General features: G+C 37.0%; 15 protein-coding genes. 10 read left to right on the top strand and 5 right to left on the bottom strand.

Annotated features, from left to right (window positions below; translation table 11 throughout):
- Positions 1 to 75 precede the first annotated feature (75 nt).
- Entirely contained in the window at positions 76 to 2,994 is a 2,919-nt protein-coding gene (locus ACN5J7_RS14485) for a glycoside hydrolase family 3 N-terminal domain-containing protein (protein ID WP_418604454.1), read from the top strand.
- Between the two features lie 81 nt (positions 2,995 to 3,075).
- The gene (gene bshA / locus ACN5J7_RS14480; protein WP_418604453.1) at positions 3,076 to 4,212 is read left to right on the top strand and encodes an N-acetyl-alpha-D-glucosaminyl L-malate synthase BshA; all 1,137 of its coding nucleotides are present in this window, start codon (positions 3,076 to 3,078) and stop codon (positions 4,210 to 4,212) included.
- 230 nt (positions 4,213 to 4,442) lie between these two features.
- On the opposite strand, the gene ACN5J7_RS14475 is transcribed toward bshA, so the two are convergent.
- Positions 4,443 to 4,712 (bottom strand): hypothetical protein, encoded by a 270-nt coding sequence (locus ACN5J7_RS14475; RefSeq protein WP_418604452.1) that lies wholly within the window; start codon positions 4,710 to 4,712, stop codon positions 4,443 to 4,445.
- A 426-nt stretch (positions 4,713 to 5,138) separates the two neighbouring features.
- Positions 5,139 to 5,630 carry a hypothetical protein gene (locus tag ACN5J7_RS14470; RefSeq protein ID WP_311938617.1) on the bottom strand — a complete coding sequence of 164 codons (492 nt, stop codon included), beginning with the start codon at positions 5,628 to 5,630 and terminating at the stop codon, positions 5,139 to 5,141.
- Between the two features lie 380 nt (positions 5,631 to 6,010).
- Here ACN5J7_RS14470 and aroC point away from each other — a divergent pair, with 380 nt between their 5' ends.
- From aroC to ACN5J7_RS14430, 8 genes are all read left to right on the top strand, one after another.
- Complete coding sequence (aroC, locus tag ACN5J7_RS14465) at positions 6,011 to 7,072, top strand: chorismate synthase (protein WP_311938615.1); 1,062 nt, start codon at positions 6,011 to 6,013, stop codon at positions 7,070 to 7,072.
- Between the two features lie 332 nt (positions 7,073 to 7,404).
- Complete coding sequence (locus tag ACN5J7_RS14460) at positions 7,405 to 8,145, top strand: type ISP restriction/modification enzyme (protein WP_418604451.1); 741 nt, start codon at positions 7,405 to 7,407, stop codon at positions 8,143 to 8,145.
- Between the two features lie 134 nt (positions 8,146 to 8,279).
- Positions 8,280 to 9,008, top strand: a complete 729-nt coding sequence (locus ACN5J7_RS14455; RefSeq protein ID WP_418604450.1) for a phosphatase PAP2 family protein — start codon at positions 8,280 to 8,282, stop codon at positions 9,006 to 9,008.
- Between the two features lie 139 nt (positions 9,009 to 9,147).
- Positions 9,148 to 10,593 carry a dicarboxylate/amino acid:cation symporter gene (locus ACN5J7_RS14450; RefSeq protein WP_311938609.1) on the top strand — a complete coding sequence of 482 codons (1,446 nt, stop codon included), beginning with the start codon at positions 9,148 to 9,150 and terminating at the stop codon, positions 10,591 to 10,593.
- Positions 10,594 to 10,658: 65 nt separating this feature from the next.
- Positions 10,659 to 11,699, top strand: coding sequence for a glutathione synthase (gene gshB, locus ACN5J7_RS14445; RefSeq protein ID WP_311938607.1), 1,041 nt, complete (start codon positions 10,659 to 10,661; stop codon positions 11,697 to 11,699).
- Positions 11,700 to 11,759: 60 nt separating this feature from the next.
- A complete protein-coding gene (locus ACN5J7_RS14440) occupies positions 11,760 to 12,584 on the top strand; it encodes a sulfurtransferase (RefSeq protein ID WP_418604449.1) in 825 nt (274 codons plus the stop codon).
- Between the two features lie 3 nt (positions 12,585 to 12,587).
- A complete protein-coding gene (locus ACN5J7_RS14435; protein ID WP_418604448.1) occupies positions 12,588 to 13,415 on the top strand; it encodes an N-formylglutamate amidohydrolase in 828 nt (275 codons plus the stop codon).
- 13 nt (positions 13,416 to 13,428) lie between these two features.
- On the top strand, positions 13,429 to 14,586 hold the full coding sequence (locus ACN5J7_RS14430; protein ID WP_418604446.1) for a flavohemoglobin expression-modulating QEGLA motif protein: 1,158 nt from the start codon (positions 13,429 to 13,431) through the stop codon (positions 14,584 to 14,586).
- Between the two features lie 29 nt (positions 14,587 to 14,615).
- Here the strand turns inward: ACN5J7_RS14430 and ACN5J7_RS14425 are convergent, their stop codons facing one another.
- From ACN5J7_RS14425 to ACN5J7_RS14415, 3 genes are all read right to left on the bottom strand, one after another.
- Positions 14,616 to 14,927, bottom strand: coding sequence for a hypothetical protein (locus ACN5J7_RS14425; protein ID WP_311938599.1), 312 nt, complete (start codon positions 14,925 to 14,927; stop codon positions 14,616 to 14,618).
- Between the two features lie 162 nt (positions 14,928 to 15,089).
- A complete protein-coding gene (trmD, locus tag ACN5J7_RS14420) occupies positions 15,090 to 15,767 on the bottom strand; it encodes a tRNA (guanosine(37)-N1)-methyltransferase TrmD (RefSeq protein ID WP_418604445.1) in 678 nt (225 codons plus the stop codon).
- Positions 15,768 to 15,982: 215 nt separating this feature from the next.
- Positions 15,983 to 16,191, bottom strand: a 209-nt coding sequence (locus ACN5J7_RS14415; protein WP_418604444.1) for a hypothetical protein, incomplete at its 5' end; no start/stop codon positions are given.

Genomic DNA, 16,191 nt, shown 5'->3' with positions numbered 1-16,191 from the left:
TTAAAAGTATTATTTTGGCATAGTTTTTCCTATTAAAGTGTTTTTCCTAAAAAAATAAAAAAATTTAACTACGCTATGCGCCATTTTGTACTCTCATTTCTGTCATTTTTTTCCATAATTTTTGCATTTGGTCAAACCACCACAAATCCATTATTGGATAAAAACGTGGAAGCACAGCAAAAATGGGTTGATAGTGTATATAGTTCTTTAACCCTAAAAGAAAAAATAGGGCAGTTGTACATGATTATGGTATTTACCAATCAAAATAAAAAAGCCATTGATGCTAATGTAAAACTCATACAAGATCATAAATTGGGAGGTGTTATTTATTCCCTCGGCGGTCCGGTAAAACAAGCCAAATTAAACAATATGTTGCAGGCCACCGCTAAAGTGCCGCTTTTGGTTGGAATGGATGCCGAATGGGGATTGGGAATGCGATTGGATTCTACCTACTCGTTCCCGTGGAATATGACACTCGGTGCCATAAAAGACAATAATTTGGTTAGGCAAGCAGGAAAACATATTGGCGAGCATTGCAAACGATTAGGGGTTCATTTTAATTTTGCACCCGTTGTAGATATCAACACCAACCCTAAAAACCCCATTATTGGCAACCGTTCGTTTGGTGAAGATAGAGATAATGTAACCGCTAAGGCCTTAGCTTTTATGGAAGGCATGCAAAGTGCTGGTGTTTTGGCCAATGCAAAGCATTTTCCGGGACACGGCGATACCGATCAGGATTCGCATAAAACGTTGCCAACCATTAACTTTAGTGAAAAGCGTATAGATTCCGTAGAACTGTATCCTTATAAAAAATTAATTAAAGAAGGACTTTCTAGCGTTATGGTTGCACATTTGAACGTACCTAGTTTAGAGTCGCGTTCAGGCTATCCTTCCTCTTTATCCAAACATATAGTTACCGATATTTTAAAGGAACGCTTAGGCTTTAAAGGGCTGATATTTACAGATGCCTTAAATATGAAAGGTGCCTCAAATTTTGATGAATCCGGAGCCATCGATTTAGCCGCGTTTAAAGCGGGGAACGATGTGTTGTTAATTTCGGAAGATGTTCCTACGGGTATTTCAAAAATAGCTGAAGCCTATGAGAAGGGCGATATTACCGAAGAGCGATTGGCACATTCGGTAAAAAAGGTGCTTCAAGCTAAATATAAAGTCGGACTGAACAATTACAAACCCATTGGATTGTATAATTTATCAAAAGATTTAAATAGAATTGAAGACGATGTTTTATACGAAGATCTTATTGAAGATGCCCTAACCATAGTGAAAAACAAAAACGATTTGTTGCCTTTGCGACAGCTTGAAACAAAAACGATTGCTTACGTTAAAATGGGTGACGATAGTGGAAAACCGTTTTTTAACGAACTTAAAAAATACACCAAAGTCCATGCTATTGAAGCTGAAAGCTTAGATGAATTAATGAATAAACTACATCCATATAATACGGTTGTGGTTGGGTTGCATCGCTCGAACGATAACCCTTGGAAGGCTCATAAATTTACGGATAAAGAATTGGTTTGGTTGTACGAAATAGCAAGAACGCACACCGTAATTTTGGATGTTTTTGTAAAACCTTATGCACTTTCCGATTTAAAAACCATTGAAAATATTGAAAGCATTGTGGTTAGTTATCAAAATAGCGAGATTGCGCAACAAAAATCGGCGCAGCTTATTTTTGGAGCTTTGGCAGCCAAAGGAACCTTGCCCGTTTCAACCGGAGCGTTTTTTAAAGAAGGCGATGGAATTCCCACTTTTTCAATAAAACGATTGGGATATTCAAGTCCCGAGCGTGTGGGGATGAATTCGATAAAACTGAATAAAATAGATTCGGTGGCACAAATCGCCGTGGATTCGTTAATGACACCAGGGATTCAGCTTTTGGTGGCGAGACGCGGGAAAGTTATTTACAATAAAAACTTTGGAAAACACACCTATGAAGGCAAAGAAAAAGTAGCTTTTGATGATGTTTACGATGTCGCTTCACTCACCAAAATCTTAGCCACATTACCCTTGCTTATGGAGTTGGTTGAGCAGGGAATTGTATCATTAGATAGTAAACTTTCAGAGATTTTGCCCGAGTATAAAAATTCAAATAAAGAAAACATTACCATTAAGCAAATGCTGTCTCACTATGCACGGTTGCGCCCATGGGAACCCTTTTATTACAAAACACTCGATTCGATAACCAAGCAGCCAAGTCCAAAATATTATAGAAAAACAAAAAGTGAAAAATTCAATATTGAAGTAACCAAGGATTTGTATTTACGAAGCGATTATAAAGATTCAATTAACGGCATCATTAAAGATTCCGAATTGTTAAGTCGTTTAAGGTATCGCTATAGTGATTTTCCGTATTACATTTTAAAGAAATTTATCGAAAAGCATTACGACAAAGGATTAGATGAAATTGTACAAGATCGTTTTTATCAATCGTTGGGTGCCAATTATACACTGTATAATCCGTATCATAAAATAAGCAATAAGAAGATTGTTCCTACCGAAGTAGACGATTATTACAGACATCAAAAAGTACATGGGTATGTGCACGATATGGGTGCGGCAATGCAAAATGGTGTAGGGGGTCACGCCGGTGTTTTTAGCAACGCTAACGATGTGGCCAAAATTATGCAATTGTACCTGCAAAAAGGGTTTTACGGTGGAAAACGGTATTTAAAACCAGAAACTGTAGATAAGTTTAATACTTGTTATTTTTGTGAAAAAGATAATAGGCGAGGCGTGGGCTTCGACAAACCACAATTGGGAGAAGAAGGGCCAACATGCGGTTGTATATCGATGACGAGTTTTGGGCATTCAGGGTTTACCGGAACCTATGCTTGGGCAGACCCTGAAGAAGAAATTATTTATGTGTTTTTGGCCAATAGAACGTATCCGAGAGCGGGTAAAAACATATTGTTAAAAAGGAATATTAGAACAGATATACAACGTTTAATTTACGAAGCGATTGAAGATTAAAGTAATCCTGCACGGTTTTTGATAACCTTGTGGGTGTAAACAAAAGATTCTCACCTTCACGAGAATTAAAAAAGAGAATTAATGAAAATAGGTATTGTTTGTTACCCCACATTTGGAGGTAGTGGCGTAGTAGCCACAGAGCTGGGTTTGGAATTATCTAAACGTGGACATGAAATTCATTTTATCACTTATAATCAGCCTGTACGATTGGATTTGTTAGGTAATAATGTGCATTACCACGAAGTAAACGTACCGGAATATCCGTTATTCCATTACCAGCCATACGAGTTGGCATTATCGAGTAAATTGGTCGATATGGTAAAGCTTCATAAAATTGAAATTTTACATGTGCACTATGCCATCCCTCATGCTTATGCGGCATATATGGCAAAAAAAATGCTGATTGAAGAAAATATTTATGTGCCCATTGTTACCACGCTTCACGGCACCGATATAACACTGGTTGGCAGTCATCCGTTTTATAAACCGGCGGTTACCTTTAGCATCAATAAATCGGATGCCGTAACCGCAGTTTCACAGAGTTTAAAGGAGGACACCCTGCGTTTATTCGATATTAAAAATGAAATAAGTGTGGTGTCTAATTTTATCGATTTAAGTAAATACAATCACGATTTTACAGATTGCCAACGCGCTATGATGGCCAGTGATAATGAGAAAATAATTACGCATATTAGTAATTTCCGGGAAGTAAAACGTGTACAAGACGTCATTACAATTTTTTATAACATCCAAAAAGAAATGCCCGCAAAACTCATGTTGGTGGGTGAAGGTCCGGAACGCGAAAAAATGGAATGGCAATGCCATGAATTGGGTATTACCGATAGAGTGGTTTTCTTTGGAAAAAGTAACGAGATAGACAAGATTTTATGCTTTAGCGACTTGTTTTTATTGCCTTCGCAAACCGAAAGTTTTGGATTGGCGGCACTGGAAGCCATGGCGTCTGGAGTGCCCGTAATATCAAGTAATACAGGTGGTATACCCGAAGTAAATATACACGGTGTTTCGGGATTTTTAAGCGATGTGGGCGATGTAGACGATATGACTAAAAATGCCTTGCATATTTTAAGTGATGAAAGCCGGTTAAAAACCTTTAAAAGCAATGCCAGAAAGGAATCATTAAAATACGATTTGCATCATATTGTACCTCAATACGAAACCATTTACGAGGATACTTTGGCTAAGTGTTTGGTGCTTTAAAGTTTGAGGGTTCGTTTAACGTGTCCTTGTATGGTTTCGAGTGGATTTTCAGCCGAAGCACCTTGTGCTAAGATGAGCCATTTATAGCGAATAATCCAATGAAAAAAGGATTGAGGCAAAGTCTTACTATTTTTCCGAGAAACCAATGATTTGTTTAAAAATATAAATTTAAATCGAAGTTCATTGTAAGGATGAACTATACAAGACTTAAGTTGGCTAACGTTTTTAGATTATTTGAGCTGTTTATTTTTGCACAAATTAAATTTAGTTTGAGTCCTTTCGAATTCAATAATACAGTCCGTTACACCAAACTTTAAGTTTAGATTAGGTTTTACAATGTCAATATTTTTAGAAAGTAATCCAAATGCATATTTTTCTTTTAATTTTAGGTGTAATTCTGTTTTAGAAGAAATAAAAAACTCTTTTTCTATAAGTTCAATTTTTAAATTATCTATATGCCAGGAATTTTGTAATCTTTCTTCATAAGACAAGTCCTTCATAAATTCTAAGAAAAAAAAGACTAAATGAAACTCCTAATGTGATTAGTGATAATGAGATTCGAATACCCATTTTGTTTGTATGCCAAAAAATAAAAACACCGAAACATAATAAATTGACCACTGTAATTACATAAACATTAGTGTAAATGAAATTAATATCAGAATTATAAATTAATAATTCTACCATAACTACAGAAATTAAAATAACTGCTAAAATGTCTTTGAGTTTTTGCTGCATCAAATGTTTTCCAATACTTTACTGATATAAAACCGTTTTATGCTTCGACTTAACTCAGCACAGGTGTTTTATATCAGATGTTAAACGAATTTATCTTTTTTTTCTGACAATGTCAAATACAGCCAAAAAATAACCCCAATAAAAAAGCGCCCAATCGGGCGCTTTTTAAAAATGATATAAATTGTTTTTTAGAACTGATAACGAATACCTAAAGCAATATCAAAATCTAAATCATTGTTGTTAAAATTGTCATTTCCAAAACCAATTTCGGGTCTAAAATCCAACGACAGTAATAAAGGAATATCAAAATTATATTCAATACCAACATCTCCAGCAACAAAAATAAAGGTATCGGTAGCGTCGTTTCCTCCTGGAACGTTAACACTAAACGACCCTAAACCACCACCGGCACCGGCATACCAGTTAAACCCGCCATCTAAATTCCATACCCATTGGTACAAACCAGCCAGTTTAAAACCGTCGTAGTTTTTGCCATCTCTCCAACCCAAATCCAATTCTAAACGATTGTTATCGCCTAAAGCATGCTGATACGATATTTCGGCACCAAAGCCATCGCTATCGCCCAAACGGAGCCCAATAGCATTGTTTGAAATCTCTTGTGCACTTGCAGCAAATGTAAAACCCAATACGGCAACTGATAATAAAAATAATTTTTTCATAAGTTTAAATGTTTTGTTTTTATTCATTAATATTTAATGTGTTTCAAATCGAACGCAAAGGTAAGATTCGTATCATAATTTATACTATAAATTTAACCATTAAAAAAGAGGTCTCAATATCAATATACGGACTATTGTAAAAAATAGATCATTTTAATATTCAGTTAACATTTACAAATGTAACGCCAAAACCATAATTATATTGGACTTTTTCTAGATTTGATGTAAAGATTTATAACGCATTCCATACGCCCAATAAACGCTTTAAAAGAAACGTTGTTTAGTCTTCGGTCAACAGTCTTCAGTCTTCGGTCATCGATTTTCAGTTAACAATTTCCGTATGTCTAATAATAGAATTATTTTAGCATCAAAATTTTACTATGGCAGGGAACTCTTTCGGAAAACTATTCAGCTTAACAACTTACGGTGAATCTCACGGCCCCGCTTTGGGTGGCGTTATAGACGGCTGTCCGTCTGGCATCGAGCTTGATTTAGAAGCCATTCAGAACGAGTTGGATAGGCGCAAGCCCGGGCAATCGGCCATTGTAACCCAACGTAAAGAACCCGATACGGTAAAATTCCATTCCGGTATTTTCGAAGGTAAAACCACGGGAACTTCCATTGGCTTTGTTATTGAAAACACCAACCAAAAATCGCACGATTACACGCATATAAAAGACAGTTACCGACCTAGTCATGCCGATTATACCTACGACCAAAAATACGGTTTTAGAGACTATCGTGGTGGCGGACGTAGTTCGGCACGCGAAACAGCATGTCGGGTGGTTGCCGGTGCCATTGCAAAACAAATGCTAAAAGGCATTGAAATTACTGCTTATGTTTCTGGGGTTGGAAACATGAAACTCAACAAACAATACACTGAGTTGGATTTAACAAAAATCGAATCAAACATGGTGCGTTGCCCAGACGAAGCCATGGCTTCAAAAATGGAAACATACATTAAAGAGGTGCGCAGTAAAGGCGATACCGTTGGCGGTATTGTAAGCTGTGTTATCAAGAATGTGCCCGTTGGTTTGGGTGAACCCGTGTTCGATAAATTGCATGCCGAACTCGGTAAAGCGATGCTCTCCATAAACGCTGTAAAAGGCTTTGAGTACGGTAGCGGATTCCACGGTAGCACCATGTACGGCAGCGACCACAACGATGCATTTAATACCGATGGCACTACAAAAACCAATTTTTCCGGTGGTATTCAAGGAGGTATCAGCAACGGGATGGATATTTATTTTAACGTCGCTTTTAAGCCCGTTGCCACACTTATCCAAGCCTACGAAACCATTGATAAAGAAGGTAAAGTAGTGCAAATGCACGGAAAAGGACGACACGATCCCTGTGTGGTGCCTAGAGCAGTGCCCATTGTTGAAGCCATGGCGGCTTTGGTTATCGCCGATTTTTATTTAATAAATAAGATTTACAGTTAGTCTTTTTTTAGAAGCTATTTCCCACTTGCAATTTATCCTGAGCGCAGTCGAAGGGCTGTATCTTTTTAAAACTACGTTATTGCGCTCCTCGTTATGACGATTATATTAACGTATTTGGGTTTCCGCGTTAGGGATAGCAGTGGAAAGCCCACAGCGAGGTACGAGCGCGGACTTGTAACGAATAACCCGACCCCTTGCCCTGAGCGCAGTCGAAGGGTCGGGGTAACGCCCAAAACAAAAAACACAGAGGCGTTTTATCTGCAAAATAAAAACATATCTTTATATTTGATATTCAATTAATAATTCACGCAAACGACGGCCAAAAACACAATATGACTTTAGGAGAGTACGTTGAATTGATTACCAACAAACTGCAGTCGGGCATTTTTGCCTCAATTGATAATGGCAATGAAAAAACAGGCATCGTCAATCAAATAGCCAAAAAACTAGACTTAACTTTTGTGCCGGATAAAGACAGCGATGGCAACGTTTGTTTTGCCAACAGCACCGAGCTTCGCGACGATTACAAAACCAGTTTTGCACCCATCGATATTTTGGATTATAACTATGCCGTGTTGCACAGCCAAAATTATAGGGAGAAATACAAAGAATTTTTAAAAATAGATTATTCCAAAGTGCCGTATCCAAAAAATGTCGATGCCTTTTGGGAATTGGTAAAATGGGGTGGCCAACTAAGGCAATTGCATTTACTGGAATCGCCAAAAACCGAAAATTATATCACCAGTTACCCCATTGATGGCGATAATGTAGTAACCCGAAAAATGACCAAAGACAGTATGGGGTTCGAGCCAAACGTCATTGCTACGTCGCAAGTGCCTCACAATGACGTGGCCGGCAAAGTCTGGATAAACGACACCCAATATTTTGACAATGTGCCACAAATCGCTTGGGAGTTTTATATTGGTGGTTACCAACCCGCGCAAAAATGGTTAATGGACAGGCAAGGGTGTACTTTAACTTTTGAAGATATTTTACACTATCAAAAAATAATTGTGGCTCTTACCGAAACCCATCGTTTAATGGGAATTATTGATGCTATAAAAATTGAGTAGTTTCAAACGCTATTTCGAGAACACAATTAGCCTACACTGAGCTTGTTGAAGTGGGGCCATCCGTTAATTAAAAATCGGTTTGATGCCTATTATGTAATCCATAAAATTTACTACCTTAATTTTTTTTAAACAATATGATTAAAATTTTAATAACATTTATAAAAAAAATAAGAACCTTCTTAATAAATAAGTTGGGCAAATACAATGTTACCTTGCCTTATGTGATTGCCCTTTTATTAGCCTTGGTTTTTGTAGTTGTGGGTATCAATTTATTTATTGAACTCACCGAAACACTTACCACAGACGTACTTGCCGAGTACGATACTAGAATTACCGATTACATTATTTCGTTTCGGTCATCAGCCTTAACAAATTATTTTGTGTTTGTAACCCATGTGGGCGATATTTATGGTTATGCATCCGTACTTGCCATTAGTATTTTTTTGTCCCTAGTTATTTTTAAACGGAAAAAATACGTGGTTCAAATTTCTGTGGTATTGTTTTTATCGGCGCTTTCAAACTTGGTATTAAAACGTTTTATAAATAGAGCAAGACCTGATATAGAACACATGGTTTCGGTTGAAACACTAAGCTATCCCAGTGGTCATGCCATGAGTGCCATGGCTTTTTATGGTTTTTTAATCTATCTTTTTTATAAGTTTAAAATGAACGGGTTTATAAAATTTACCACTATTTTTATGTTAACCTTGCTGATTTTAAGCATCGGGATCAGCCGTATTTACCTGGGTGTACATTTTCCTTCGGATATATTGGGCGGATTTATTGCGGGTGCCATTTGGGTGGTGTTTTGTATTGTTCTTTTTAATTTGATTGAAGTGTTTAGGCGCGACCCAAAAACATAGCGCTGCGTTGCAAGCAATCCTTTTGGCAAAAATTGAAAGTAAACCATGGTTGCTACACACAAAAAATACTTATATTGTTAGCCATTTTAAATTACGAATCTAAAAAAAACCTCTTGCTTAAAGAGGCTGGAAAAAACTTATGAAGAAACTCGCGCTGCACTGGAAGATTATTATAGGAATGGTTTTAGGAATCATTTGGGCTTTATTATCGAGCACGATGGGTTGGAGTGCATTTACTATAAATTGGATAGACCCCTTTGGAACCATTTTTATTAATTTATTAAAACTCATTGCGGTACCATTGGTTTTATTTTCTATTATAAGTGGCGTAGCAAATATTGGCGACCCTTCGAGTTTGGGAAGAATGGGAGGAAAGACCCTTGGGATTTATCTTCTCACAACCTTACTGGCAGTTACATTGGGTTTGGTTTTGGTAAATATTATAAAACCAGGAAAACTTATTGATGAAGAAAGTAGAATTGATAACAGGATAAGTTATGAGATTTGGGCAGATTCCCAAGGTTACGAAATTAAAGATGGCATCAATTATTTACAAAAAGAAGATTTTTTTGAACGTGCCCAAGAGATTTCAGAACTAACAAAAAGCGAACTTCAAGAAGCGGCTGTATCCGATAAATTGGAGATAGTAAAAAAGAAAAAAGAAACAACGCCATTACAGCCATTGGTAGACATTGTTCCAAGTAACTTCTTTTATTCATTATCCAATAATGGGTTAATGTTACAAATTATATTCTTCGCTGTGTTTTTTGGTGTTTGTTTATTGTTTATTCCTAATGATAAATCAGATCCTGTTTTAAATCTTGTGGACGGAATTAACGAGGTTTTTCTAAAAATGGTAGATGTTGTTATGCAAGCAGCACCATTTTTTGTCTTTGCTTTGTTAGCAGGGGTTGTAAGTAAAATGGCAGGGGATGATATTGGTAAGGTTGTTGAAATATTTAAAGGCCTTAGTTGGTATTCGCTCACGGTTTTAGCAGGATTATTACTAATGATATTTGTCGTATACCCTATGATTCTCAAATTGTTTGTTAAGAAAATTCCATACGTTGGCTTTTTCAAATCAATGAGTCCTGCTCAAACTTTAGCATTTTCAACGTCTAGTAGCGCAGCAACGTTACCTGTAACTATGGAGTGTGTTGAGCAAAACTTAGGCGTTAATAAAAAGATAAGCAGTTTTGTGTTACCAATTGGTGCGACTGTTAATATGGACGGAACGAGCTTGTACCAAGCTATAGCTGTAGTTTTCTTAGCGCAAATACACATGATAGATTTAACCATAGCACAACAGATAACTGTAGTTTTAACGGCAACGCTAGCCTCAATTGGTTCTGCAGCTGTACCTAGTGCCGGTTTGGTTATGCTTATAATTGTATTGGATTCAGTGGGGTTAAATCCTGCTTGGATTGCCATTATTTTTCCAGTAGATCGCATTTTAGATATGTTTAGAACTGTTGTTAATGTTACCGGAGATGCTACGGTTTGCTCCATAATTGCAGATGGTGAAAACATGTTGGATTACAAAGAATTAAAAGACCCGACAGAAACTTTTGATTTAGATTCGTAAATTTTAAACCGTAGATTACTAATTAATTTTTTTAACTTTAGACAAACCGTCAAAACTCCAATAAAATGAACATTTGTTTTATAATGTACCCATGGGAAGATATTGACCCAGAAAACGACACCACATTAGCTTTAATTAAAGAATGTGTAAAACGCAAACATGGTGTTGCCATGTGTACACCGGCAAATCTAACCATTAGAAACAGCGTTACCAATGCCAGTTGTACCGTTATAAATCGAATGGACAAAACGCCATCGTCGTTAAAATCGTTTTATAATAAAGCCCAATTGCGCGAAGAAATGCTACCGCTAGCAGGATTTGATGTGATATTTTTTAGAGCAAATCCGCCGTTAGACCCCATCATGCTTAACTTTTTAGATTCGGTTAAAGACGATGTGTTTATCATGAATTCGCTTCAAGGTATGCGCGAAGCGAACAATAAACTATACACGGCTGCTTTTGGCGATGCGCACAGCAACATCATTCCGGCAACCCACGTATCGAAAAATAAAAATTACTTGATTAGGCAAATTAAAGAATCTGCCGCCGATAAAATGATATTAAAACCACTTAACGGTTTTGGAGGTTCAGGCGTTATTCTTATTGAAAAATCGGCGATGAGCAATATTAACTCGCTATTGGATTTTTATATCAACAGCAGTGGCGACGGTTCTTCAAATTACGTGATTTTACAAGATTATATTGAAGGTGCCGATGAAGGCGACATCCGTATTTTAATGCTTAACGGCGAACCTGTTGGCGCTATGAAACGGGTTCCGGGAAAAGAAGATCACCGTTCCAATGTTTCTGCTGGCGGAAGCGTGCAAAGGCATACGTTAACCAAAGCCGAAAAAGCACTGTGCAAACAAATTGGCCCTAAATTGGTAAACGACGGTCTGTTTTTTGTGGGCATTGATGTGATTGGCGGAAAACTGGTTGAAGTTAATGTGATGTCTCCCGGAGGCATAACATACATCAATAAAGTGTACAAACTTAAAACGAAAATAGAGGAGAAGGTTGTCGATTTTTTAGAAATGAAAGTGATTGATAAACTTCAAGCTTTTGATAGACGTACACGATTGCGTAAAACAGTGCAAGACGCTTAATTAATTTGCAGTTGACGGTCGCAGTTTCAATTTTCAGTTTTCTATCATAAAACAATTAAAATGGATTCCAATATATATCTAAAAACACCCATTGTTTCAGCGGCATGGCTTCATGAAAATTTGAATGCCGAAAACCTCGTTGTTTTAGACGGCACGATTAATAAGGAGTTTGAAGCTTCACAAAAGCAAATTCCAAAGGCGCGTTATTTCGATATAAAAAATAAATTCAGCGATGTATCGAATCCGTTTCCGAGTGCATTTCCTTCGGCGGAACAATTTCAAAAAGAAGCCAGGGCTTTGGGTATAAATAGTAATAGCGCTATTGTGATTTCAGATGATAAAGGCATCTATTCCAGTGCGCGGGTTTGGTGGTTGTTTAAAGCTTTCGGACACTCAAATGTGGCGGTTTTAAATGGTGGGTTTCCGGCATGGTTAAAAGCAGGATTTCCAACGGAAACGTTTAAAAATTATTCAGGTGAAGCTGGTGATTTTGTGTCAAAACTTCAGCCTAAAGCCATGCAATTTTTTGAGGATGTTAGTAAAGCTTCAAAAGAAAAAACATATAAAATAATCGATGCACGTTCTGCGGCCCGATTTAATTGTACAGAGCCCGAACCCAGAGTGGGCTTACGAATGGGAACGATTCCAAATTCAAAAAACATCCCGTTTAAAAACCTATTAAACGACGATGGTTTGCTAAAATCCGAAAAGGAATTACAGGATATTTTTTCAGAAATCATTAATGAAGAGGATAACGTTATCTTTTCATGCGGCTCGGGCATAACAGCTTGTGTTTTAGCTTTAGGTGCTGAAATTTCGGGGTATAAAAAGACGTCTGTTTACGATGGCTCGTGGACGGAATGGGGCACTTTGGTTAAAGAATAAAATATGCAAAAACTTCCACTTAAAGATATAATTGCCAAAATTAAAAATGAAGAGGTGTTTGAAGCCGTGTCTTCAGATTATTCATTTACCCTAAAAATCGATAAGTATGTGCCCTATGCTTGTGCGGCCATTCATGACGGGCATCAGTTTAGAAAAGAGCTTTGGCCCAATTGCATACATACTGAATACGAGCGTTGGTACGAAGAAGACCCGGAGACCAAAAAAATGGTTAAATCGCATCCCATTGTAATTGCGGGCTGCGACTCGCGCTTTGAGTACGATTTAAACCGTGCGCCGGAAGCTGCCGTTTTTGATACCGCTTGGGGAAAGCAACTGTGGCACAAACCACTATCGGAAGACATGAAAGATAAAAGCCTACGCAAACACAACAACTTTTACAAAGTGGTACATACTTTAATTTCGGTTTTAGAATCAAAATTCGGGTTTTGTACCGTTTACGATATGCACAGTTACAACTGGAAACGATGGGAAAGGGAGGTGCCCACATGGAATTTAGGCACTTCGAATATCGATAACAACCGTTTTGGAGAGGCTGTTGAAAATTGGCGACAAAGTTTATCGGAAATAAAATTTCCGTACGGCATACCGTTCACTTCAAAAATTAACGATACTTTTCAGGGTAACGGTTATTTTTTAAAATATATAACCAACAACTTTAAAAACACCTTGGTTTTAGCCACCGAAATTGCCAAAGTGTATTGCGACGAATATGATTATATTGTTTATCCTGAAATCGTACGGCATACGGAAATTGAACTACTAAGGCGCATACCCAAACACGCCACAAACACCTACAATACCTTTAAATGATTGAAGATTTAATATGAAGACTGATAATGTAATTACAAAACCACTTTTGGAAATCGATAAAAGCATTGATGCGCTTGTTAAGCAAATTGAACTGCTTAGCTTTGTAAACCCAACTAATATTGAAGAAGAAAAAGCACGTTTTTTTTCATCGAAATACTTAACCCAACCTGTTTTTAAATATCCAGACATTAATTTTGACCGATTTAAACTGCACCGAAAATTATTTAAGCAACAGATTGAACTGATTGAAGACGAGCGGATTAAAAACCTCTATGAAGATATAATCTACACCTATTCTGGCCTAATTAAATGCATCGAGACCATTGGCAGCGGTAAAAAGTTTTATTACAATAGTTTGCATTGTTTTGGAACACCCACTGAAATTGATGTTGAAAATGCGAAATATATTCTTCATTTTGAAGATGAAGATTTAGATTCACAAGCATTTGCACCAAAATACAATGCCAAAGAAGCAGAGTCTTTCTTTAGAGCCTATTCCAAGCAATACGATTTTACATATCATATAAAACATTCCGATAAAATTTCAGCCATAGCCATGGTATCAAACAATGCCAAAACCTTGGTGTTGAATACAAATCACGTGTATTCCGATAACGAAATTGGGGTACTTACCAACCACGAAATTGGCGTGCACATGGTAACCACCATGAATGGTTTATTGCATCCCTTAAAAATATTTTCACATGGTTTTCCCAATAATGAAGAAACCCAAGAAGGTTTGGCTGTTTTTGCCGAATATATGAGCAATAATTTAACGGTAACCCGCTTAAAAGAGCTGGCATATCGTGTAATTGCGGTAAACAGTTTGTCTAAAGGCTATTCGTTTTCAAAAACTTTTAGACTGCTCCATAATCAATATGATTTGGAAAAAGAAGCTGCCTATTATATTACGGTAAGGGCGCACAGAGGAGGCGGTTTTACCAAGGATTATTTATATTTAACCGGACTAAAAAAGGTTTACGATTATTATCACGCCAATAAAAATTTAAGCTTGCTGCTAACCGGTAAAGTGTCGTTGGAATATGCCGATGATATAGAATCGCTTATTGAAAAAGGGTTGGCCGTTCCTGCAAAACATATTACCGATGCTTACACAGTAAACAGCAATACAAACAAAACCGTAGACTTTATTCTTAAAAATTTAAAGTAAGTTTTGTTTCCAATTTGCCGTAAAAACATTCAGCTTTTCTTATAAAAACCCAAGGCCAGTAAAAAGAGTCCGAGTCCAAAAACAAAAAAAGAGAACGCATTAAAAAAGGTGAGCGTGACCTGCGCATCCAATATGGCTTCGGTTCCTTTTTGGGCAGCCCAAGCATTATATACAAAACCACCAACTAAACCAACACTGTTTAAAAGGCTTCCCACAAGTAATAATAACGATGCCACAGAGCGTTTTTTTACTACGATAATTATTGAGGCTGTAAGAACAATTAAATGCACCAAGCCATTAATAAAGCCAGCTATGGCAAATTGCCATTGTATTGTATCCATGTGTTCCATAGGTTTAATTTTAAGTTAATGTGAGTTCGATTTAAAAACCCCATTTTCGAATTAGAATTGTCAATAAATTCAACCAATGCTCAAGCTGACACGACATGTATATGCTTGATTATTAACATTCAATAAAGTTAATTATATTGAACTCACGTTGAGTTAGTCGTCCAGTAAATCGGGTCGGCGTTCTTTAGTGCGTAAATAGGCTTGTTCTTCGCGCCATTTTTCAATTTCCGGTAAGTTGCCGCTAAATAAAAGCTCGGGGACTTTCCAGCCTTTGTACTCACGTGGTTTGGTGTAAATGGGCGGCGCCAATAAATTATCTTGAAACGAATCGGTTAGGGCAGAAGTCTCATTGCCCAAAACCCCGGGAATTAACCTTATAATGGCATCACAAAGTACAGCAGCACCCAATTCGCCACCAGACAGCACGTAATCGCCAATAGATATTTCGCGGGTAATAAAATGGTCGCGCACACGTTGGTCCACACCTTTATAATGGCCGCATAAAATAATAATGTTTCCTTTTAACGAGAGTTGATTGGCGATGCTTTGGTTTAAGGTTTCGCCGTCGGGTGTCATATAAATAACCTCGTCGTAGTTGCGTTTTGCCTTTAAAGCGGTAATGCATTTATCAATAGGCTCTACCATCATCACCATACCTGCGCCGCCACCAAATTGGGTGTCGTCGATAGATTTGTAATTGTCAGTTGTGTAATCGCGTAGGTTATGAAAATGAACTTGAACCAAACCAGCTTCAATAGCGCGTTTTAAAATAGAGGCTTCAAACGGACTTTTAAGTAATTCTGGTAAAACGGTAATAATATCGATGCGCATGGTGTCGTGTTAAGAATTGCAAAGATAATTTAATTGTTTGGGATTATTTGAGAAGTTTTTTGGAGGGTTCGTTTAACGGTCAAGTATAAGAATAGTAGCGGATTTATAACCACTAACTTTTCGGTTAAACACAGACCTTTTTTATTATAATTTCACTTTCGTTTTAGCGATTAAACCGCTATTATTTTTATACATTGTTGTAGCCAGTACTTTTTTTATGAACCCCAAATTTCTAATTGAGCCATACTTCCTAAAATTCGTTCATACATTGGGATTGCTAACTCGTATATATTATTATTAATTCTATCTCGATTTGATACTTGTTGTATGTCAAAACCTGGTTGTGGTAAAATTATATTATAACTCCAATTATTAATTTTGAAATTATCAGCTAATGTGTCCCAAGTAGCTTGACTAGTTTGTA

Origin of the sequence: Hwangdonia sp., from assembly GCF_048381975.1 — a bacterium.
Lineage (GTDB): Bacteria > Bacteroidota > Bacteroidia > Flavobacteriales > Flavobacteriaceae > Hwangdonia > Hwangdonia seohaensis.
The sequence above is the reverse complement of the archived record's forward strand: the minus strand, read 5'-3'. Positions and strand labels throughout refer to the sequence as shown.